Here is a 22865-nt window from a genome sequence, read left to right as displayed (position 1 = left end):
CCGTTAGCGCCGATGGTACTGCCGCCAGGTGGGAGAGTAGGTCGATGCCGAATTTAGGGAGAAGCCACGAGAGATCGTGGCTTTTTTTTATGGTTATAGGTGTCGGGATGCCGGGGGACCGACTCTCGCCGCGAGGTATTCCCCCTTGAAAGGGGGACAGGGGGTTTGGATAATTTTTTCTCCCGTGCTTCACGGGAGTAGGTCGATGCCGAATTTAGAAAGAAGCCACGAGAGATCGTGGGGTATTTGTTATCTTATTTCCGGTAAGTCTATTCCCTTTATTTTACGATAAAGATTCAGGGCATAAGAATCGGTCATGCCGGAGACGTAATCGGTAACGGTTTGAATTTTTGTATAGATACTATTCCCTCAATCTATTGCCCTTTTTAAATCATAAATCTAAAATCCGAAATCGTCAATCATAAATTCCCAATTATAAGTCTCTAAAACGAGCGTATATTGGACATTGTTGGAATAAAAAAATAATTATTTTTTTGTAAATAATAATAATTATTGTACCTTGTAATCGATATATTTATTATGAACCTGTCTATTTTACGACTATGAAATCAAAAGAATTAAAATTAATCTTGACTGTATGTATCGGTCTAACCCTTACGACCATTGCTACTGCCGGTGTGTATGTATTTTATCGTCCTTCGTCTCCTCGAGCACTTCAGATTAATGATATAACACCCACCGGATGTAAACTAACGTTTTTACCGCCTGCAAGTGATGGCGGATCACCTGTATCACGTTATATTATTGAAGTTAAGGATGCTCGTTGGGATTTATCCTGGAGACTTTCTGATTCAACTGACTTGACTGAATATGTAATTGGGGGTAGAGAGCCGGGATCTGTTATGAAGATTCGAGTTAAAGCTAAAAATGCGGCTGGACTAAGCGATCCGTCAAAAAAAATAGTGGTACGATTCCCAAAAGTAAACTAAAATTTTCCATTTATATTCCGGATAATCCCATTCAGGATTATCCGAAATTAAATTTATAACGATTAAGAAAATGTCCAGATTCATCATCCGGCAGGAACTGACAAAAAACGGGTACTTACGACCGACTGATTAATTGTTTGGGAATTTTATGAGTATTGTGTTTTACAGGAGCCTATCCTGAACGAGAACAAGATGCCGCACACAAATGCGTTCATCTGTATATGTATTTGTATGTCATTAATTTACCTCCCACACCACCACCCCATAAAAGTATGAAAATAGTTGAAAGTTTAGAAGGAAACGATTAATTTTGCAGACGCTAAGATACAGACAGAAACAATCTATGAGGTTCTATTGTCAAGCCCGGTTTTCGAAAAATAATTCAAAGAACCTCCCCTAAAGTGAAGTGAAATGAGTCATAGATGGTTTAACGATAATAATAGAGAAATTCTATTGAAGAAAATTACCAATCGGGAACTCGTGGCAGGAGTAATCGGTCTTGGCTACGTAGGATTGCCGTTGGCTGTAGAGATAGCAAAAGCCGGATTCAACACTATAGGCTTCGACGTCAAAAAAGAGAAAGTTGATTCGGTCAATCAAGGGCACAGCTATATCGGAGATGTCGCCGGCTCGGACCTGAAAAGGCTTGTAGAGGAAAGCATTCTTGCCGTAACGACAGATTTCAGCGAAATCAGCAACGTTGATTTTATCGCTATTTGTGTGCCCACACCGCTTGACGCACACGGCCGGCCGGATATCAGCCATGTGGAATCATCGGTAAAATCAATCGCACGGTATCTCCACAAGGGGATGATGGTGGTTCTTGAATCCACCTCTTATCCCGGCACTACCGAAGAGATTGTGAAGCCCATCCTCGAATCAACCGGCCTGAAATGCGGTGAGGATTTCTATCTCGGTTTCTCTCCCGAGCGTGTCGACCCGGGCAACGCAATCTACAATATCGGAAATATCCCCAAAGTGGTGGGCGGTCTCGGAACTGCCGCCGGTGAACTTATATCTGCCATGTATGCCGCCGTGTTGCAAAACGAGGTGTTCCGGGTTTCATCGCCAGCTGTGGCGGAAATGACCAAGATGCTGGAAAATTCCTACCGCAACGTCAATATCGGGCTAATCAACGAGTTTGCCGTCTTCTGCAATAAGATGGGCATTAGCATATGGGAGGTGATAGAGGCGGCAAAGACTAAGCCTTTCGGGTTCGTCCCATTCTATCCCGGTCCCGGAGTAGGTGGTCACTGCATACCGGTCGATCCCTGTTACCTGAATTATAAAGCGGGCGAATATAACTTCCGATTCTCGATGATAGAGGCATCGGTGAAGGTCAACGACTTTATGCCGGAATACTGTGTGAAACGTATCGGAGATATACTCAACCGCCGCTTCCGCAAACCGCTCGACGGCGCAAGAATACTTATACTGGGTGTCGCTTACAAGCCGGATATCGACGACTGCCGAGAATCTCCTGCAATCCGCATCATCGACAAGTTGCATACGGAAGGAGCCAACACGATATTCTTCGACCCGTATATCCCCAGATTCCTTCATCGCGGTAAGATATATGAAGGCGTGAAGGAATTAACGGTAGATATTATACAAAGTGCTGATTTAGTGGTTGTTACCGCCCAGACCACACACAAAGCCGACTATGAATTTGTAAGGCGCCATGCAAAGGCTGTTTTCGACACGAGGAATGCCACCAAGGACCTTGCCGACAGGAGCAATATCGAACTGCTTTAATCATTCGATATGGAAGACAAGAAATTCTTTGTGCATCCGTCGAGCTATGTCGATGACCATGTTACCGTGGGCGACGGCACGAAAATATGGCATTTCTGCCATGTGCAGGCAGGAGCCTCATTAGGACAGAACTGTTCTTTGGGGCAGAACGTGAATGTCGGTAACAATGTCAAGATCGGTAACGGAGTTCGTATCCAGAACAATGTATCGGTGTATGAGGGCGTTGAAATCGAAGACAATGTATTTTGCGGTCCGTCGTGCGTGTTTACCAACGTAACGACTCCGCGTGCGCATTTTCCGGTACATGGCGTATATGCCAGAACACTCATCAAAGAGGGCGCATCGCTGGGGGCGAACTGTACTATAATCTGCGGCCATACCGTAGGTCGCAGTGCAATGGTAGCCGCCGGTGCCGTGGTGACTAAAGATGTCAAGGACTACGCACTTATGGCAGGTGTGCCGGCCCGGCAAATAGGATGGGTGTGCGAATGCGGACGGCGGCTCGATGAGACCTTGAAATGTCCGTGTGGTAGAGAGTATTCGCTTGACGGAGAGTACCTAAAGAAAAAACTTTGACTATGCAATTCAGGGATTTAAAACAGCAGTATCAAGTCCTGAAAGCAGGCATAGACAAAGCCATACTCGATGTGGCGGCTTCAGGTGCCTATATAATGGGGCCTCAGGTGAAAGAACTTGAAAGACAGCTTGCCGGTTATGTAGGAACGAGACATTGCATATCGTGCGCCAGCGGCACCGATGCCTTGGCGCTTGCCCTGAAAGTATGGGGTGTCAAACAGGGAGATGCCGTGTTCGTCCCCGATTTCACATTCTTTGCCTCGGCAGAAGCGGTTTCATTGGAGGGGGCGACCCCTGTTTTTGTCGATGTGGACAGCAAAACTTTCAATATCGACCCTACTGACCTTGAGAATAAAATCGAAACGACGATTCGGAAAGGAGATGTGATTCCGAAAGTCATCATCACAGTTGACTTGTTCGGGCTTCCCGCAAATTATCCTGCTATCCGCAGAATTGCCGACAATCACGGGCTGCTTATACTTGAAGACGGAGCACAGGGCTTCGGTGGTCGTGCCAACGGCAAACGCAGCTGTTCGTTCGGTGACATATCAACCACTTCGTTTTTTCCGGGCAAGCCGCTCGGATGCTATGGCGACGGAGGGGCTTGTTTCACCGACAACGACGAATGGGCCGCACTGATGGATTCATACCGTATGCACGGAAAAGGCTCTTCCAAATACGAAAACGTCCGTATAGGCATGAACTCGCGTCTGGACACCATTCAGGCATCCATCCTTCAAGTCAAGCTGGGGGCTTTTGCCGGAGAGCTCGCGGCTGTCAACAAGGCTGCGGCTGAATACACTACCCGGCTGGCGGACATTGTGGAAACACCCGTTGTCCCTGACGGTTTCCTGTCAAGCTGGGCACAATACACCATCAAGCTGAACAGCAAAACCGAACGTGACGGATTGCAGGCATATCTAAAAGGGCAAGGAATCCCGTCGATGGTTTACTATCCGAGTCCAATACATCGCCAGGTAGCCTACAGGAACGCCGGGCTACCCGGGTCAGACTGTCCGGTTGCCGGTAAATTGTGCGATACAGTCCTCTCCCTGCCGATGCACCCTTATATTTCATTGGAAGAGATCAATGAAGTCTGTAACGCTGTCAAGACCTTTCTTGCATCGGGAAAAGAATTAAATGGGGCGGTACTCCAATAAACGGTATAAACAGGCGGAGCAAATATGAAATCTGATTTAGATAATACGCTTAAAAGAAATATCCTCAAACTTATAACGGGAGAGGGTATCGCCAGAATTATCGGATTCATGGCAGCTCCGGTCATCACACGACTATACACGCCGTCTGACTTCGGAATGCTTGCGGTCTTTACATCATTATGTGCTTTGTTTTATCCATTCTGTACGCTTAAATACACGGTTGCCATTCCATTACATCCAAATGAAAAAATCGGTATCAATTCATTGGCGGCATGTCTTCTTATACTTGTCGTCAATACCGTGGTCATCGGTATCGCCCTCGTCCTTTTCCATTCACGGATTCTTTCGCTTTTCTCTTCTGAAAACATAGATGCTTTCTGGTATTTTATTCCACTGGCATTCTTTTTTTACGGGATGTCTGAAGTCCTGTCATATTATTCCACCCGCTACCGGGACTTTTCAACCATTGCGAAAGTTACAGTGGCACAAAAAGCAATTGGAGCATTAATCAAAATAGTTCTCGGGCTGTTCCGTTTCAACGTGATAGGTCTGCTGATAGGAAACAGCATGGCAGAAATCGGAGGACTAACCTTATATATACGCACCTATTGGAAAAGATTGAAAGATAGTGCACGTCATGTAACTCCGGGGAAAATCCGTCTTGTACTTAAAAGATATATAGATTTTCCGTTATACAGGCTTCCTTCCCAAATACTGCAAAATGCTTCGGGCAGTATTCTCATGCTTTATTTCGCATGGCATTTCGACACCGGCACAACCGGTCGGATCAGTTTGGCCATGGTTATGTTGTCTGCCCCCGTTTTATTTGCATGTACGTCGGTGGGGAAGGCGTTCTATGGCGAAATTGCGTCGTTGGGGAGGAAAAACAGCAAGGAGATATCCGCTCTTACGGTACGGATAATGGTAAAACTGTTTGTAATCAGCATCCTCCCTTTCACGCTTATCATTTGTTTCGGACCTTGGATATTCCGAACCTTCTTCGGTGCAGAATGGACACAATCGGGAACTTTTGCCCGTTACCTCTGTTTCTATTTGATATTCCGGTTCGTTTACAGCCCGATAAGCGACGGCATATTCAATGTGTTCAAGCAACAGAAGCTCGTGTTCTGGCTCGAAGTGTCACGTGTCATGATAGTTGCGTCAAGCCTCCTTATATCTTGCTTCCGCAACTTTTCCGTTACCAATACTATTGTAACTTACAGTCTCGCCCTTACGGTTCAATATATCCTCTCGATAATTCTTGTATTTTATATTTTAAAAAAGCGTTATGAATAAAATAGATTTTGTGATAACATGGGTAGATAGCAATGACCCGGCATGGCAGAAAGAGTTTAAGACTTACCTGCCTCAAAACCATTGTATGAATGACATCCGTACAGAACGCTACCGTAATTGGGATAACTTGCGTTATTGGTTCCGGGGTGTGGAGAAGTTTGCTCCATGGGTGAGCAAGGTGCATTTCGTTTCCTGCGGACAGGCACCCGACTGGCTGAATCTGAATGCACCCAAACTGCACTTCGTGAAACATTCGGATTATATTCCGGCCGAATATCTGCCGACATTCAGTTCACGCCCCATAATACTGAACCTGCACCGCATAAAAGAATTATCTGAGCATTTCGTTATATTCGATGATGACTGCTTCCTGATCGACAAGGTTGAACCGGAAAGATTTTTCAGGAAAGGACTGCCATGTGACATGGCGGCATTCAACACTATATCTCCTATCGTTCCTTTTGCGCCTAAGGATTATAATAACTTGTGTGTCATAAATTCATCGTTTAAAAAACACGAAATGTTGCGCAAGAATTTCTGGAAATGGTTTTCCCCTCAGGCGGGAAATAAATTATTGCGCACACTCTTTTTATTATCGTGGCGTAACTTTACAGGTTTTTATAGCCATCACTTGCCGCAAGGTTATCTCAAATCCACTTTAGAGGAAGTTTGGGAATGTCATGAGGAAGTGATGCTTCGTACTACAGCCTCACGATTTAGAAACATCACCGACGTGTGTCCATGGGTACTGCGTTATTGGCAACTGGCAAAGGGAAATTTTGTCCCGCTGAATGTATGCAGAGACGGTATAAATATTTTAATATCAGAGATCTCCTTGGATAAGATAGTGAAAATCATCGAACGTCATAAGAAAAAGATTATTTGTTTAAGCGAGAACGACGAAACTCCTTATGAAGAGGCAAAAGAACAGATAAACGCTGCTTTCCAGAAGATCTTACCGGAGAAATCATCGTTCGAAAAATAACTGAATACTCGAAAATAATGGCAGGAAAGAATTTCGCATTGATCGGTGTGGCGGGTTACATTGCACCGCGCCACATCAAGGCTATAGCCGATACGGGCAATAACCTTATGGCCGCTTATGATTGCTTTGACAGTGTCGGGCGCTTGGACAGCTCTTTCCCTGAATGCTACTTCTTTACAAAGAACGAACAATTCGACCGTTTCTGCTCCAAGCGGATGAAGACCGACAATCCGTTGCACTGGATGTCAATCTGTACACCAAACTATACACACGATGCCTTTATCCGTTACGGACTGCGCTTCGGTACGGATGTCATCTGCGAGAAACCGCTTGTACTCAATCCCGATAACATCGACAATCTGCTGAATCTGGAGAGGGAAACCGGACATAAAGCATATACCATCCTGCAACTGCGGCTCCATAACTCGATCGTGGCCTTGAAGAAAAAGGTTGATGAAGGTCCTGAAAACAAAATCCATGATGTAGATCTGACCTACATCACTTCGCGAGGGAAATGGTATTACGCCTCATGGAAGGGCGACATTCGCAAAAGCGGCGGCATCGCCACCAATATCGGAGTACATTTTTACGATATGCTCCAGTGGATATTCGGTCCTGTCAAACGGAATGTCGTTCATGTGATGAGCTTTGACCGCGTTGCCGGCTATCTGGAACTTGAGAAAGCGCGCGTGCGTTACTTCCTCAGCATCAACGCCGACTGTCTGCCCGAAAATGCCGTGCAGGGAGAAAAGAGGACTTACCGGACCATCCGTATCGACGGCAACGAGTTCGAATTTAGCGCAGGCTTCACCGAACTTCACACCTTGAGCTACCGGAAAATTCTGGATGGCGAAGGTTTCCGCATCAGCGAGGCCCGTAACTGCATACAGATCGTAAGCGACATACGCCATGCCACGCCCATAGGTTTGAAAGGCGACTATCATCCGCTTGCGAAATTGCCACTCAGTGCCCACCCTTTCGGCTGGGATGACAAGCGATAGCTTTTCTTGATACATTGTGCGGGACCATTTGCCTGTATAATACAGAACTTATATCGTGTATGCTGTCCAAAGAAGGGCAAGTATTATATTTCGGAACTATCGACTTTAGGTTTGCAGATTAGGCGATAAATGGTTATGCTTGTGTAGTTAACCAACTGGACACTGCCCACTTGTGCCTTTTTTCTTTCTGTAAGAAGTTCCCTCATGAGAATGCTGCCATTGACTTTATTGTGTCTGCAGAATACAAAGATGGTTATGTCTGCCCCAAATGTGGCATGTTCCATTCTCACATTTACCATCAACGGTACGATCATCGTAAACTCCATTGCGGCAACTGCAATTCAGAGTTCTCGGCCTTAAAGAATATATCTTCGAGCATACGCACCTTGATTTACGTATGTGGTTGTACGTGATGAATAAAGGAATCGTGTCACGAAAGGGTATTTCTGCCCTCCAACTTAAATGCGAGCTTGGTATGGGACCTTATCAGTCTGTAGGGCGCATGCTGCATAGCATCCGTTCTGCTATACAGAAAGAAGAATATCGCAATACGTTTGAAGCAGTCGTTGAGATAGATTTATGTCAGCGGTAAGCCTCGGATGCAAAAAGGCCGGATGACTGAGAAACGGTTGTTATGCGCAAATGTGACCGTGGGACATCGAAGACGCCCGTCATTGGGGTAAAAGAGTACAATACAGGCAAGTATTTCAGTTGCTCTGCGTTTTCTTTCTGTTTATTTCGTTTTTGGAGTTTGCGTGCAAATATGCGGATTATTTTAATTCAGCACATTTTTGGGAAAAACTTTTCTATCAGGTTCACCAGCCAGGGTTGGCAAACTGAAAGTCAGGATGGAGGATTTGCAAGTCTAAAGTAGATAGTTTCGTTTATTTTAATGATAATTGCTTTGACTTCATATACTCAAAGTAATTCGGTTTACAAAATGTATCGAACACAAAATTATCACAATCAACTTCGATTAAACACAAGGACAGGAAAGGTACAACAAATTCAAGATGACGGTCAGTCTTGGACAATTTGTAGTGCCCGAGAAATATTAGGAGATGCAGCAGGGCGATTCTGTCTTTATGAAACGCAAAATATGTGGACATTTATATTATTGGATTCATATAATGGCAAATTATGGCAGGTGCAATATAGTTGCTGGACTTAGTAATTTGATGTGCATACCCATTGATGAGTACGAATTAGTTTCGGATAATGAAAAGTGTATATTCTCCATTCAACCTTTAACGAGTATGTATCAATATTATCTCACCAATGATAGTACTGGAGATATATGGAAATTTCAGTGGAGTACATAAACCTTTTAAGAATATGTAATATAAAACCATGCGTCAACGACTATACCGAGAAGAATGCATTTACAAAGACGAGCGATACTCGGTTTGTGATAAGGGAGCGGTGTGGCAGTATCCCCGCGAAGGAAAGAAGCTGCGACCAACCGATTGTCAATGGACTTTCGGCAAGCCTAACAGCAAAACCGGGTATATGGAGATTGGTTCGGGACATGGGATTTACGTTGTTGACCATATAGATACTAATCGTCAGAATAATCGGATAGAAAATTTACGCTGGCTTACAAAACTTGAAAATGTATTGTTAAATCCTATTTCATGAAAGAAGATTGAATATATCTGTGGTTGTAGCGCAGAGGAATTCCTCACCAATCCCGAAAAATATCGGGATGTGATTCTGCCCGACACTCGTTTCGGATGGATGCGGACTGTTACTAAAGAAGAGGGAGATCAGTGTTTGAAAAATCTGTTGGAATGGGCTGCGAGCGATAAACAGTCGTCAAGTGGATCAATGGGCGAATGGATTTATCGACCGTTATCTATAAAGTATAATCCTATCGAAGAAATACCGGAAGAACCGAACTATGTTATGTCATTAACACTCAGAGCGGCACAACGCAACTGGCGCACGCCCTTTGAATTTCCGTGCACACCACAAGAGATCGGCGATGATCCACTTGCCACCTATGCTGGGAACCTAAAAAAGAGTATATTTGCTCAAAATCAATATGGTGCATCATTGATAATCAATAGTGGATTTTCCGAAGACAAACAAGCCCTATATGTGATGACCGAGTCGTCCGAAGGTGAGACCGCTATCAAACGCTATGCACTAGCAAGAATCACTTATGAAGATGGTCTATTCGTTCATACAGGGCACACATTCTTTACAAAAGAAGGAGCAGAAAAACAATTTATTCTTGCTCAGGGGGTAGAATGGGCTGGAGGAGATTCTATTGATGATTATTGCTGATTTTTCCACAAACACAATTGTTTGTAAAAGGATAGTAATTCTATATTTATCTGGACACAAAGGAATGTTCTAACACAATAAAAAGATAAGAAGTTTTCCATAAGAGGTATCTCGTAAAATGAGATTGCAGCGAAAAGAGAAAAATACGCAGTAGAGTTACTTTCTCTTTTGGCTGTATATTTTTGCGTTTAGTTAGATGGTGGAAATACATTGAAAATTCAGTTTAGTTTAGTATGTTAGCCTATATATATGCTAAATCAAAGTAAACTAAATTTAGGTAGGTATATTTGCCGTTTCACATGCCTATGACTTGATAAAAATAGCTAACTTTGAGGAGGGCAAAAACACTAAGTGTAGAAATACTCCCAAGAACAAGGGGTGTTTGTTTTTCTTTTGGCTGCAATATTCTTTATGGAAGCCAAACGATAGTCTTCAGGCAAGAAGTGAGTAGCAGGAAAACAACTTTGAGAAACACTTGGGTGTGACCAAGTGCAAGGAATGAAGTCAAGTGAAAAGTAAAAAGCAAAGAATCTCCTAAAATACTGATTTTGTTTCTGTACTGTTTCTTTATAGGGGATTTCATAGATATATTTCGTTGATATACAAGTTATTAAATCTGTTTGCAAAAACATTTACCAGATTCATCAAAATTCAAGGTTCGTTGAATTTAACATCAAGTAATCATGAGAAAAAAGATAATACAATCACTTTTAGCTCCTTTAATCGTACTCTTCATGTTCAGTTGCGACAACGCTGAAAAGTTCCCGCTGTCGAGCATAGACACGGATTTTGTTGTTGTCGGGAAGCTGGATTTTCAACGCTATAAAAATTTGACAGTCAGGCACGACAACTTCATGGATGACTTGATAACTATAAGCAATATTAACGTGATGGAAGACTCGGTGTTGTGGTTCGTTGAGCCCCTTGAGGATGAAGATTATAATGCTTGTATTTGTTATAACCTGAACACGGGGGAATCGTTGGCTTCGAGCGCGTCAATAGGGACAGCACCCTACCAGATGGAAGGATTAACGGGGTTCAAGATCGCGGGAGATTCCGTCTACTTTTATGAAGGCCGGAACACGATCAAGACCTTTAGCAAGCAAGAGATTATTCGGAATGTTCCCATGGAGGAGAGGAAGGTCAGCGTAACGACTTTCCCGGATTCGGTCTGGGTATCCCGAATGACGAAATTGCCGAACGGCTCGGTGATAGCTACTATTCGTCCGCCTTTTGAATTTGAAAAGAACAATGTGAACGAGATCAATAAAAACTCGGTGGTGGTTTGGGACCATCAAGAAATGAAGGGGTACCAGACGATCGATTACGCCAGTTTCGATGTCAAGAAAAGGAAGCGCACCGAGATCCCGGCGAACGATCTGATCAAGTGGACTTACGCGCAAGGCTTTATCGAGACACGAGGTAACGACTTGGCGGTAATTGCCTCCAGCGACCAGTTCATGTTATACACGTTCGACGTGACCACGGGTAAGGTGTTGAACGAGAAGAGATACACGCCGGTTCAATACGCTAATGAAGAGTTCTGTTTCTTATCAACCAACGACATGCAGCAGAGTATTTTAGCCATGGAAGCGAACGACTCCTACATCGTGTGCAAGGTGGGTGGTTATTTTAATGCAGAAGATAAAGAGTATGAAGTGTATAAAGAGGCCATTTTCGTGTTCGACTGGAACTTGAATCCGATCAAGCGTTTCGATTTGCCCGATTTGGGTCCTAAGGGGTACTTTTCGATATCGAACGATGCCCGCTCGGTGTATTTCAATGATTACGCGGCCGAAGAGGATGAGTTCTTCAAACTTGCACTGCATAAAGCGGATTTAGAGTTATGATTTAAATCTAAATGTCGTTCCTTAAAATTGAATCTTATATTTATTTGATTATTAACGATACATCGGGATACGAATTGCTTTAAATGAGTTATTCATAAACATAGCATTATGGCTATGATCAGTCGGGCGGCCAGACAATGGTCGCCCGAATTTTGAGAAACATCGTCTGTGCAACAAAGCATCGTGGCATGATTTGTCCGTCTTTTTAATCCCCCAATCATTTATCACTCAATCCCAGAATCCCTTAATCTTTTAATCATTAATCGGCAATTGTCATTTGTCATTTTTTTCTTTTATCTTTGATTTCAAATGAAGTTTAGGACCAACAACATTATTCTGATGGGTTTTGTTTTATTAGCCCTGTTTCTTGTGGCCATCTATTTGATTGGAGACAAGATCGGTTCCGTATGGAACCGTCTGAATAATGATTTTGTCATGGACCAATGCCGGTATCGTTCACAGGAGATAGCTTATGAGTTTAAGAAAACGGAGCAATTGCAGCGGGTAGTCCGGGAGTTTTTTACTTCTAAAAAATGGCAGGAAGAGGATGAATTGTTTTCTTCTTTGATGATTATACCTCAACTGGACACGAAATTGAGCCGGATATGGTATTTTGTGGAGGGAGAAAATATATTGAATATATTGGATAAAGATACGACCTCTTTTTATAAGTTTAAGTTATCAGAAAGGAAGCAGTCGGAATTCAGGGAGATGTTAGATACGCTCCAGAATGATCGTTATAGTGGAACCTATAATGATGCCGGAAAAATTTATTGGACGACGGTAGATGTTATTAAGAATAAAAAATGGGGGGATGTACTTTTAGGTTTTGATATCTCTCTACCGGATTTACATACCTATTTTTCGGAAATAACGGCTATATTCCGGAGTTATGTCTTTATCGTGAATGAAAAAGGCATTATTCTTTCTCATCCGGATGAACGTCTATTGGGACAGAAGCTGATGGAGACGGAGGAATTGGATTCGATAAAACAAGTATTAGAAGAAAAGAAGGAGTTTCGTATCTTAGCGAACTCTGCCTACTTGGAGGTCCCCGTGGTAAGGGTCTATTATCCGCTGGAAGTAGGAAACGAACATTGGATCATAGGGGTTAATGTTCCTCAATTTATTTATAGCGAACAAACCGAAGAATTTCATCGTTATGCTGTTATTATCGCACTAATCACTATTCTGATATTTACGGTATTACTTTTTTGGGCACAGCATAAATGGCGGAAAGAGTATCGATTGAGGCGCAAGGTGGAACGGGAGTCTGTAGAATTGAATCTACAGCAGTTGAAAAATCAGATCAATCCTCATTTTCTTTTTAATTCTTTAAATTCATTGAGTGCTTTGATCGGAACCAATACGGTATTGGCCAAAGAATTTGTATTGAAGTTATCAAAGGTATACCGTTATCTTTTAGAGAAGAGAAATGTTAGTTTGGCTACCGTCAGAGATGAATTGGAATTTACCCGTCAATATTATTTTTTACAGAAAATACGGTTTGGCGAGTCTTTGGAATTGATTTTTGATGTGAATACCAGTGTCTTCGACATGAAGATTCCGACTATGAGTTTACAGACGTTGGTCGAGAATGCGATAAAGCATAACCAGATTACCGTACAAAAACCTCTTTGGATTAAAATATACGTGTTTGACGACTGTATAATCGTTGAAAATAATTACCAACCTCGCGTAGAATCTACGGTCGAATCGATGGGTGTTGGATTGGAACGTATTCGAAAAATGTATGAGTTTTACGGACATTCAGGTTTTGAATATAGTAGTGCCGGTTCTTGTTTTGTATGTAGATTACCTTTATTAAACGTTGATTCATAGGTAGAAGCAGTACATTTTAATTCATTATATTTTTTCTATTATTCACTCCTCTAATTTGGTCATTCACTCCTTTTTTATTTCAATTTTTTCAATAATAGAGTATTATTGTGGAGGATGAATAGGCTCATGATAAAAATTATAAAGAAAAGAACTATGATTAAAATGAAAACCTTTATTGTAAGTATGGTGGTATTAGTATCGCTTTTCTTCCTTCCTTCCGAAGGGATAGCCAGAAACAGGCATAAGAAAAAAGAGGTTAAAGCGGATACAACGGTTACAAAAAACAAATATGATGAGTTATTGAAAAAGGCTAAGACAACGGAAGGTATGATTAAAATTCATACGATTGGCAATGACTATTATTTTGAAGTAGCCGATTCCTTACTGGGACGGGATATCTTGATTGTAAACAAAGTATCCGGAGTCCCTGGAGCGTTGAATGATGCCGGATTGAATAAAGGAATGGAATACGATGATAAAATAGTTCGTTTTTATAAGGACGAAGCTTTAAATAAGGTTTGGGTAACGACCTACGATCCGAGGGTGAGTGTCCCGGAAGGAGATGCGATCAGTCAGTCGGTCAAAGATAATTACCGGGAGTCTGTGATTGAATATTTCCCGATCGAAGCCTATGGAAAAGATTCGACGACCGTCGTGTTTAAAGTAAATAAAATTTTTGACGGTAGTGAAAAAAGTATAAATGATCTATATAATAGTATCTCTTTAGGAACAGCGGTAAAACGAGACTTATCAAAGATATTGAGCGTGAAAGTTTTTCCGAAGAATGTGGTGGTGAAAGCGTTAATGACGACGCAGGTGACTGATGGGGCCGTTTCGGTCCCATTAACCGTCGAAACGACAACAAATCTTGTACTCTTGGATAAAGAGCCGATGAAGCCCCGTTTTGCAGATCCAAGAGTAGGATTTTTTAGTACGGAACGTATTTATTTTAATGACAAACAACAAGCGGTGGAACGGCGAGAACTTGTACATCGTTGGAGATTAGAGCCGAAGCCGGAAGATGTGGAAAAATACAAACGGGGAGAATTGGTCGAGCCGATTAAACAAATTGTATTTTATATTGATCCGGCCACGCCCAAGCAATGGCGCGAGGAGATAATAGCCGGTGTTTATGATTGGCAGGCTGCTTTTGAAGCTGCCGGATTTAAAAATGCTGTCGTTGCCAAAGAGGTTCCTGCCGATGCGACGGATTTTGATATCGAGGATGTACGTTATTCGGTGATCACTTACGCGGCTTCCGAACAGGCTAATGCGATGGGACCTTCGGTTGTCGATCCTCGTTCCGGGGAGATTATTGAAGCGGACGTGGTATGGTGGCATAATGTAATGAGTTTGTTGCATACCTGGATGAGAGTTCAAACGGCGGCTATTGACCCGAGTGTACGTGGAAATAAGTTGAGTGACGAACACATGGCAAGTGCTATTCGTTTTGTTTCTTCTCATGAGGTGGGACATACTTTTGGATTGAAGCATAATATGGGAGCCTCCTCTTCATTTCCGGTAGATTCATTAAGATCGCCCGAGTTTACTTCTAAAATGGGAGGTACGGCCAGTTCCATTATGGATTATGCTCGCTTTAATTATGTGGCACAACCGGAAGATGGGGTAACGGAGATTACCCCGAAGATCGGTACGTATGATAAGTTCGCCATTCGTTGGGCTTACCGTTGGTTGGATGTGGCGACTCCGCAGGAGGAATTGCCCGTGTTGAATGGTTGGTTACGGGAACACGAGGACGATCCGATGTATTGGTACGGAGAACAACAGGATCCTCGGGACCCGATTGATCCCCGGTCTCAGGATGAAGATTTGGGAGATGATATCGTGAAAGCTAATCGTTACGGAATTAAAAATTTAAAACGGATCGTTCCCCATATACTGGATTGGACAGAGGAGGAAGGCCAAGGTTATTTTGAAGCGGGTAAGTTGTTGATGGCCGTGATTAATCAATGGAAAATGTACGGAGATCATGTGACGGCTAACGTGGGAGGAATCTATATTAATAATCCGGTAAAAGGAAGTTCGGAGAATCGTTATATTCCTGTACCCAAAGCCATTCAGAAAGAGAGTGTAAAATATCTTATCGAAGAGATTTTTACAGTTCCCGAATGGTTGTTTGGAGCTGAGGTATGGAAGAAGAGCTATCCGATACAATCGGGTGTTGAATATTCTCCTTACACGGTTGCCAGAGAGTTGCAGTATGCTACTTTTTATAATTTGTTGAAAGACGATCGTTTGATGAGAATGTATGATGCGGAAGCGACTTTGGGTAGGGAGAAATGTTATACGCCGGAAGAGTTGTTTGCCGATTTACATAAAGCTGTGTTTAAAGGGACTTTGGCCGGACGTAGTTTGTCCGTCTATGAACGTATGGCTCAAAAAAATTATATCGATGCCATTATCGTTAGCTCTAATAAAGCAGTAGAAAAAACTACGAAGAAAGCGCTGCGCGGAGATGAAACAGGGTGTTGTTTTGCATCCCGGAAACCTGCTTTCACGTTAGATACTCAGGAGGATGTACAAATTCGGATGTTACACTTCTCTTCTATGGGAAGAGTTTCCGAGGCCGTATCCGTGAAACGAGGAGAGTTGTTAAAGGTATTGAAATTGGCGGAAAACCGTCGTGCTACGGGTGATGTGGCGACACGACACCATTATGAGGACTTGATTATACGTGTAAAAGAGGCCTTAAATATGCGATAATTGGAAGAATAGCTAAGATGTGTACTTGCGTTCAGAAAACTACAATTTAAAACAAACGAAAATGAGGAAAATTTTATTGTTAATTACTCTGTTCTGTCCGCTTATGATATTTGCCCAGAAGGACGATATCAGAATAATTAAAGGGGAAGTGCTGGATTCTATCACGAAAGAACCTTTGATTGGAGCGACAGTATTTATTGACCCTGAAGCGGTCGAGGCGAAAAATTTCACTCCGCAGGGGACGGCTACGGATTTGGACGGTCGTTTTGAGATGAAGTTACCGAAAGTGGTGAAATATGTAATGGTTAGTTATATCGGGTATCTTACCCAGAAGGTGGATGTCAGTAAAGGGGAAGATTTTAAGATCCTTCTGAAACCGGATCAGAAGCAGTTGGATGAAGTGGTCGTTTATTCGACCGGTTATCAACAGTTGGATAAACGAAAGGTTACCTCTTCGATGGTAAAAGTGGATATGGCTGATATTAAGAGAGTCGGTGTCGCAAGTATAGACCAATTGTTAGAAGGGCAGGTTGCTGGAATGACTTCTATTCCTACGAACGGCGCTCCGGGTGCTCCTAATAAAATGCGTATCCGCAGTACGGTTTCCTTGACCGGAAGTACCGATCCATTATGGGTGATGGACGGAATGATCCTGGAAGGAAATGATATTCCTGCCAATTTTAGTGATAAGGATAATATTGATGAATTATATAATACTTCTATCGCGGGAGTGAATCCGGCGGATATTCAGGACATAACGGTATTGAAAGATGCCGCGGCAACGGCTATTTATGGTGCTCGTGCTGCCAATGGAGTAATTGTTATTACGACCAAAAGAGGTGCTAAGGGTAAGCCGAGGGTAAACTTTTCCGGAGGTGTTTTTTATACCTTGAAACCGGATTTAGGTAAGTTGAGATTGATGAACGCTTCCGAGAAAGTGGACTTTGAGCTGGATATCGCTTCCCGGAGTGACTTGGATTATAGGAGCGAATACGGGGAAGTTTCTCGTATCTTATCTCAATACGGCCAATTGGACGCTCTCCGGCAGAACGGTTTTAGCGGTATATCTTCCGATGCTCAATCGGAGATTAACGCGTTACGTAATATCAATACGGACTGGGGAGATGTGATTTATCGGAATGCCGTGAACCAACAATATAACCTGAGTGTATCCGGAGGTTCGGATTTGGCCAGGTATTATTTTTCCGGGGGGTATTATAATGAAGAGGGAACAACCCGAGGTACCGATTTTGAACGTTATAATTTGACGATGAAGACCGATTTCGATTTGTTTAAAAATTTCAACGTGGGGGTCTCTTTGTTTATAACAGACAGCAAACGGAAAAGTTATTTGACCGATGCGGACGCTTTTATTAATCCTGCCTATTACTCCCGTACAGCAAATCCGTACCTGAGGGTAAGGGATGAAAACGGAGATTACGTGTACGATAAGGATATCGAGGGATATAGCGGGCGGCACTTGGATTTTAATTTTGTCGAGGAGATGAACAATACGGATTACACCTTGAAAAATCGTTCCATCAAGCCGATGATCTCTATCGATTACAAGGTGGCTTCCTGGTTAAAATTGCAAACTCAATTCTCTATGCAGTTGGAACATACCGCATCGGAAAAGATTGCCGATCAAAATACTTATTACGTTAGAAAATATCGGGAAAAAGCCAGAAATAACGCGGGAGTCTCTTTCTTACCGGATGGGGGTATTATCCAGAATGCAACGACGGATATGAACCAGTATCAATGGAAGATTCAGGGAGAGTTTGATAAGGTTTTTGCCGATAAACATGCTGTCGATGTGATGTTGGGATTGGAAATGCGGGGAAGTAAAACGACGGATATTCAAACGAAGGGATTCGGCTACGATCCGAATTCGTTGACAACGAAACCGCTTGTATTTCCGGAGGGAAGTACGATGATAAACGATGCTTCTTTCCGTCAGTATAAAAAGACGTTCAATGAAGATCGATTCCTCTCTTATTATATGACGGCCTCTTACACGTATGACTATCGTTATACTTTTTTCGGAAGTTTGCGTTATGACGGATCCAATATGTTCGGTGTCGACCGGAAATACAAGTATCTTCCGTTATGGTCCGTTTCTGCAGCCTGGAATATCAATCAGGAGAACTTTTTACGTGACGTGGAGTGGATTTCCGGCTTAAAATTGAGGGCTTCTTACGGAATTCAGGGGAATATAGATAAAAATACGTCACCTGAGATCGTGGGAGAATGGGGTAATATAACGATCCTTCCGGGAAACAACGAGTCTAATATCACCGTAAGTTCTCCGCCTAATCAATATTTGCGTTGGGAAAAGACGAAGAACTGGAACGGAGGATTAGATGTGGCCGTGTTGAATAATCGGATTGCACTTAGTGTGGATGTATACCATCGAGTGAGCGATGATTTGATCGGCATACGTTCTTTACCCGGTGAAAACGGCTTTAATTACTCGACGATGAACTGGGCGAAATTGACAAACAACGGATATGAGTTTTCATTGTCTACGGTTAATGTGAAGACGAAAGATTTCAGATGGGCTATGGATTTTAATATTGCTCATAACAAGAGTAAAATCAATAAAATTAACGTGAGGGAAAATTCATACGAGCCTTCAAGAGAGGGATATTCCGTGGGAGCAGTATTTTCGTTGAAGACTGCCGGTTTGGACGAAAACGGTTTACCCGTATTTTTGAATAAGCAAGGAGAAAAAGTTTCATTCTATGATTTTTATGGATTGGAGTATGGATATATGATGGGAGGTATAATTCCTTTCCTAAAGAGTAATTTAACGGCGGAACAATACCGGGATCTGTTTACCTATGAGGGGACAACGGAACCGAAATTTACTGGAGGATGGATCAATAGGTTCTATTATAAGAATTTCGACCTGACGGTATCTGCTTCCTTTGTTTTAGACCAGACCGTTCAGGAAACTCCATTCTATAATCCGACTTCTACCTCCCCGGGACAAAATTATTCCAAGAAGATGTTGGATGTATGGTCTCCGAATAATCCGAATGGAAAATACCCTCGGATTTTAGGAACAAACACGGAGGGAGAAGATAATTGGGCTTACCAGTGGATTGGAGGAATGGACCAAGGTTCTTCTTTTAAAAATTACGATATCTGGTTTAAGCAGATGAGCTATATGAGGATCAATAGCATTCGTTTGGGGTATACAATACCCGAAAATGCCATGAAAAGGATAGGCTTTGCTTCTGCACGAGTAAGCTTTGAGGCTCGTAATCCTTTTGTTTTCGGTGGAAGTTATAAAGGGTATTTCGACCCGGAAACCTATGGAAGCGTATATGCTCAGCCGTTAGCAAAAACCTTTTCTTGTGGTCTTGATTTAACATTTTAATGAGGAAGAAATATATGATTAAATATATACAATATATAGTAGTTTCGCTGGTTCTGTTTACATCCTGTAATTACCTGGATGTAGAGCCGGTAGGGAAAGTGATTCCTGATGAGATCTCCGAATTCCGGGCTCTATTGACCACGGCTTACGGTACTTATCCCCAGTATAAGCGTTTGTTGACGGTTCGTTCCGATGAAGTTTTTCCGGATGCGTATGGGTTATCTTATGAAGACTATATCGATTTAGCTACCTGGAATGACGAGAATCCGGATCCGATTACTCCGGCTTATCCGTGGACGGATGCCTATAAAACGATATTCTATGCTAATAGCGTTATCGAAGATGTGATGGATGCCAAAGAGGACGTGAAAACGGATACACGGGAACAATTGTTGGCAGAAGCTTATAGCTTAAGAGCTTATGTTCATTTCGATTTGTTGAATCTTTACGCAAAATGGTATACTCCGGAAACAGCTGCTTCGGACAAAGGTGTTCCGCTCTTTTTGAAGATTGATATCGGTCAGGAATTTGTACCTTCAAGTGTAGAGGCTGTGTACAAGCAGATATTATCCGATATCGAGGAGGCTGGTAAATATATGCAGGTGGAAGAGCAACCTGCAGCAACCCGTTATCGTTTTTCAAAGAAAGCGTTAAAAGCTTTTGAAGCAAGAGTGCGTTTATATCGGGGTGAATGGGAGCTGGCACAAAGAGCTGCTGAAGATATTTTACCTCAATGTCCTTTGGAAGATATTGTAACGGGGACGGTAAAACCCTGGACAAGCGAATCAAAAGAGGCTATTCTTTCCATGGAACAAGTTTCCAGCACGGTGATCCGGGAGGATATGTATGTTTTGGACAATGTTTTGAGTAAATACAATATGGATAAAGAGGGAGATGTATATAAAGATGCACGTATCGGACTCTATATACAACCCGGTTATGCCGCTTCTTATGCCAATAAAGGAGGCAATCAGGGAGAGAAAGTAAGTTTTCGTAGTTCGGAAATCTATTTGATCGCCGCGGAGGCTGCGGCTCGCCAGAACGGTAAATTGTCGATAGCAAAAAATTATTTGTTGACCTTGATAAAGAATCGATTGCAGAGTAGCTATTACAATGAAAAGGCTATTGAGATTGAGGCTATGAATCAACAGCAATTGATCGACGAGATCATGGACGAACGTGCCCGGGAACTGATATTCGAGGGACACCGTTGGTTTGATTTACGGCGTACGACTCGTCCGGAAATCGTAAAAACTTATTTTGATGCTAATTTTGATATGCATACGGCTACATTGCAACAGGATGATCCTAAATATATTATTCCTTATCCGCAGGAGGCCACACAGAATAATCCGAATTTGGGAGGGAAGTAAGTAATAGTAATAAAACCAAAAGGGAAAAGCAGTAAGCGCAAGTTTACTGCTTTTTTCGTGTAGCTTGTAAATTAATTTTTAAATCCCGAGATTACATCATCTTTTAGTCTGCAATCGCAAGGGGTATCCATCGGGGGCTGGGATATTCCAGTCTAAACCATTTGAAAAATAAGCAGTTGGACAAGTTTCAGAGTCTGTATGGTGACGATTTGACAATCGTATGCTTGTCAGCGATTTACGGTACTATACGTTGAATAGTTCTTTCTGTCTGTAACTTCAATTATAACCCCAATTATTTATTTCTCTTTGCAATCAAAGTCGAACAAGTTGTCTGTATTGTATTTATCAAAATCAGATTGAAATAATCTGTCTTGAATAATACGATACTTCTCAAACTCACTTTCGGCATATTGTTTTGCTTGTTCTGTCGATACTTTTCCTGCATCAGTTAATACTTGGCGGTCATCACTATCCAAAAACTTGTCTATACGAGAAGCCCAATCCTCCATTGTCATTGGAATATGTCGTTTCGCTCTATCTTCAGCCAAATCAAGAAAGGCATTGACAATTCGCCCCATTGATTCTAATTCATTCTCTTGGAGATAATTTTTGGCGATAGAAACGTCTGCCTTCACGATCTTACCGTCTGGAGCTTTTTCCCATGTCATGAGCCCCATATGCTCCTTTGCTGCATTAGCACGTTTTATAATTAGTTCGGCAGCTGTATGTCCATGAACAGCATCGTGCATCTTGTTTTGTACCTTTTTAAAGAATATACGAGTGGTCGGCGCATCGTAATTATAGTCGATACTCGTGGCATATATATCGGTCAGTTTTTGATAAAATCGCCGTTCACTCAATCGGATTTCTCTAATCTCGGCAAGCAAATGCTCGAAATAATCCTCATTTAGGAATGTACCGTTCTCCATGCGCTTCTTGTCAATCACATAACCTCGTATGGCGAATTGACGAAGTACATATGTACACCATTGTCGGAATTGAGTTGCCCGTATCGAGTTTGCACGATAGCCGACAGATATTACGGCATCCAAATTATAATATTTGGTAGCATAATCTTTTCCGTCTGCGGCAGTTCGTCGGAATTTCCGACAAACTGCCTCTTCCTGCAACTCTTGACTTTGAAAGATATTTTACAGATGTTCGGCTATGGTTGAGCGTCCTTTATCAAATAGAACTGATATGGCATCCTGTGTAAGCCATAGTGTTTCATCCCGATATAGTACTTCAACTCCCTCTTCTTTGCTCTCTAATTGAAAGATAAGAAATTCGGCAGTACTATTATGTATTTGAAGTTTCTTGCTCATGGTTACGATTATTTAGTGAGATAACCTCCCGGCAACTTGTGATAAAATTTTATCCTCAAAAGCTTTTCTGGTACAATCACTCAATGCTTTGTTATACTCTTTTGTCTCCTGACGACATATCTGGGTATTCTTCCCGATAGATTTTTCCCTCATCAAAGACTTTAGGTATGAAAAATTGCCCCTAATTTATAAAATATAAAGATACTGTTTTTATTTGGTTTGCTATTCATAAAGAAACATCTTTTGATGCATATTTTGACATGCATACGGATCTTGCCCTCTTTAAATCGTCAATCTGCAATCGTCAATCTTTTTAATCTCTTAATCCCCAATCACTCAATCACTGAATCCTTT

Annotated in this window: 16 protein-coding genes and 2 pseudogenes; 15 read left to right on the top strand and 3 right to left on the bottom strand. The window is 42.3% G+C overall.

From position 1 onward, the window contains the following. Positions 1–249: 249 nt before the first annotated feature. A pseudogene (locus tag QZR76_RS13375) lies at positions 250–363 on the bottom strand (hypothetical protein); the annotation flags it as partial. A 200-nt stretch (positions 364–563) separates the two neighbouring features. Between QZR76_RS13375 and QZR76_RS13370 the strand changes: the two are divergent. From QZR76_RS13370 to QZR76_RS13300, 15 genes are all read left to right on the top strand, one after another. After that, a complete protein-coding gene (locus tag QZR76_RS13370; protein WP_294143304.1) occupies positions 564–950 on the top strand; it encodes a fibronectin type III domain-containing protein in 387 nt (128 codons plus the stop codon). Between the two features lie 411 nt (positions 951–1361). Beyond that, positions 1362–2705, top strand: a complete 1344-nt coding sequence (locus QZR76_RS13365; RefSeq protein WP_294143303.1) for a nucleotide sugar dehydrogenase — start codon at positions 1362–1364, stop codon at positions 2703–2705. A gap of 9 nt (positions 2706–2714) precedes the next feature. Continuing rightward, on the top strand, positions 2715–3281 hold the full coding sequence (locus QZR76_RS13360; RefSeq protein WP_294143302.1) for an acyltransferase: 567 nt from the start codon (positions 2715–2717) through the stop codon (positions 3279–3281). A gap of 2 nt (positions 3282–3283) precedes the next feature. Then, positions 3284–4441 (top strand): DegT/DnrJ/EryC1/StrS family aminotransferase, encoded by a 1158-nt coding sequence (locus QZR76_RS13355; protein WP_294143301.1) that lies wholly within the window; start codon positions 3284–3286, stop codon positions 4439–4441. A gap of 24 nt (positions 4442–4465) precedes the next feature. Then, positions 4466–5737, top strand: a complete 1272-nt coding sequence (locus QZR76_RS13350) for an oligosaccharide flippase family protein (RefSeq protein WP_294143300.1) — start codon at positions 4466–4468, stop codon at positions 5735–5737. Further along, positions 5730–6722 (top strand): Stealth CR1 domain-containing protein, encoded by a 993-nt coding sequence (locus QZR76_RS13345; RefSeq protein WP_294143299.1) that lies wholly within the window; start codon positions 5730–5732, stop codon positions 6720–6722. The genes QZR76_RS13350 and QZR76_RS13345 overlap by 8 nt, the downstream gene beginning before the upstream one ends. Before the next feature lie 17 nt (positions 6723–6739). Further along, positions 6740–7723, top strand: coding sequence for a Gfo/Idh/MocA family oxidoreductase (locus QZR76_RS13340; RefSeq protein ID WP_294143298.1), 984 nt, complete (start codon positions 6740–6742; stop codon positions 7721–7723). A 1297-nt stretch (positions 7724–9020) separates the two neighbouring features. Beyond that, positions 9021–9278 (top strand): hypothetical protein, encoded by a 258-nt coding sequence (locus tag QZR76_RS13335; RefSeq protein WP_294143306.1) that lies wholly within the window; start codon positions 9021–9023, stop codon positions 9276–9278. Beyond that, a complete protein-coding gene (locus QZR76_RS13330; RefSeq protein WP_294143305.1) occupies positions 9233–9361 on the top strand; it encodes an HNH endonuclease signature motif containing protein in 129 nt (42 codons plus the stop codon). Before QZR76_RS13335 ends, QZR76_RS13330 begins: the two co-directional genes overlap by 46 nt. A gap of 69 nt (positions 9362–9430) precedes the next feature. Then, entirely contained in the window at positions 9431–10012 is a 582-nt protein-coding gene (locus tag QZR76_RS13325) for a hypothetical protein (RefSeq protein ID WP_294143297.1), read from the top strand. Positions 10013–10695: 683 nt separating this feature from the next. Beyond that, a complete protein-coding gene (locus QZR76_RS13320; RefSeq protein WP_294143296.1) occupies positions 10696–11862 on the top strand; it encodes a hypothetical protein in 1167 nt (388 codons plus the stop codon). A gap of 339 nt (positions 11863–12201) precedes the next feature. After that, positions 12202–13704, top strand: coding sequence for a histidine kinase (locus tag QZR76_RS13315; protein ID WP_294143294.1), 1503 nt, complete (start codon positions 12202–12204; stop codon positions 13702–13704). Between the two features lie 153 nt (positions 13705–13857). Then, positions 13858–16428, top strand: a complete 2571-nt coding sequence (locus QZR76_RS13310) for a zinc-dependent metalloprotease (RefSeq protein WP_294143293.1) — start codon at positions 13858–13860, stop codon at positions 16426–16428. A 61-nt stretch (positions 16429–16489) separates the two neighbouring features. Further along, on the top strand, positions 16490–19813 hold the full coding sequence (locus QZR76_RS13305; protein WP_294143292.1) for a SusC/RagA family TonB-linked outer membrane protein: 3324 nt from the start codon (positions 16490–16492) through the stop codon (positions 19811–19813). Positions 19814–19827: 14 nt separating this feature from the next. Next, complete coding sequence (locus QZR76_RS13300) at positions 19828–21186, top strand: RagB/SusD family nutrient uptake outer membrane protein (RefSeq protein WP_294143291.1); 1359 nt, start codon at positions 19828–19830, stop codon at positions 21184–21186. 296 nt (positions 21187–21482) lie between these two features. Here the strand turns inward: QZR76_RS13300 and QZR76_RS13295 are convergent. Continuing rightward, a pseudogene (locus tag QZR76_RS13295) lies at positions 21483–22511 on the bottom strand (virulence RhuM family protein). A gap of 12 nt (positions 22512–22523) precedes the next feature. Beyond that, a complete protein-coding gene (locus QZR76_RS13290) occupies positions 22524–22667 on the bottom strand; it encodes a hypothetical protein (protein ID WP_294143290.1) in 144 nt (47 codons plus the stop codon). Between the last annotated feature and the right edge of the window lie 198 nt (positions 22668–22865).

The sequence above is a fragment of the uncultured Sanguibacteroides sp. genome (genome assembly GCF_900543425.1).
Lineage (GTDB): Bacteria > Bacteroidota > Bacteroidia > Bacteroidales > Marinifilaceae > Gabonibacter.
Note: the sequence above shows the minus strand (reverse complement) of the source record. Positions and strands in the feature narration are given on the sequence as shown.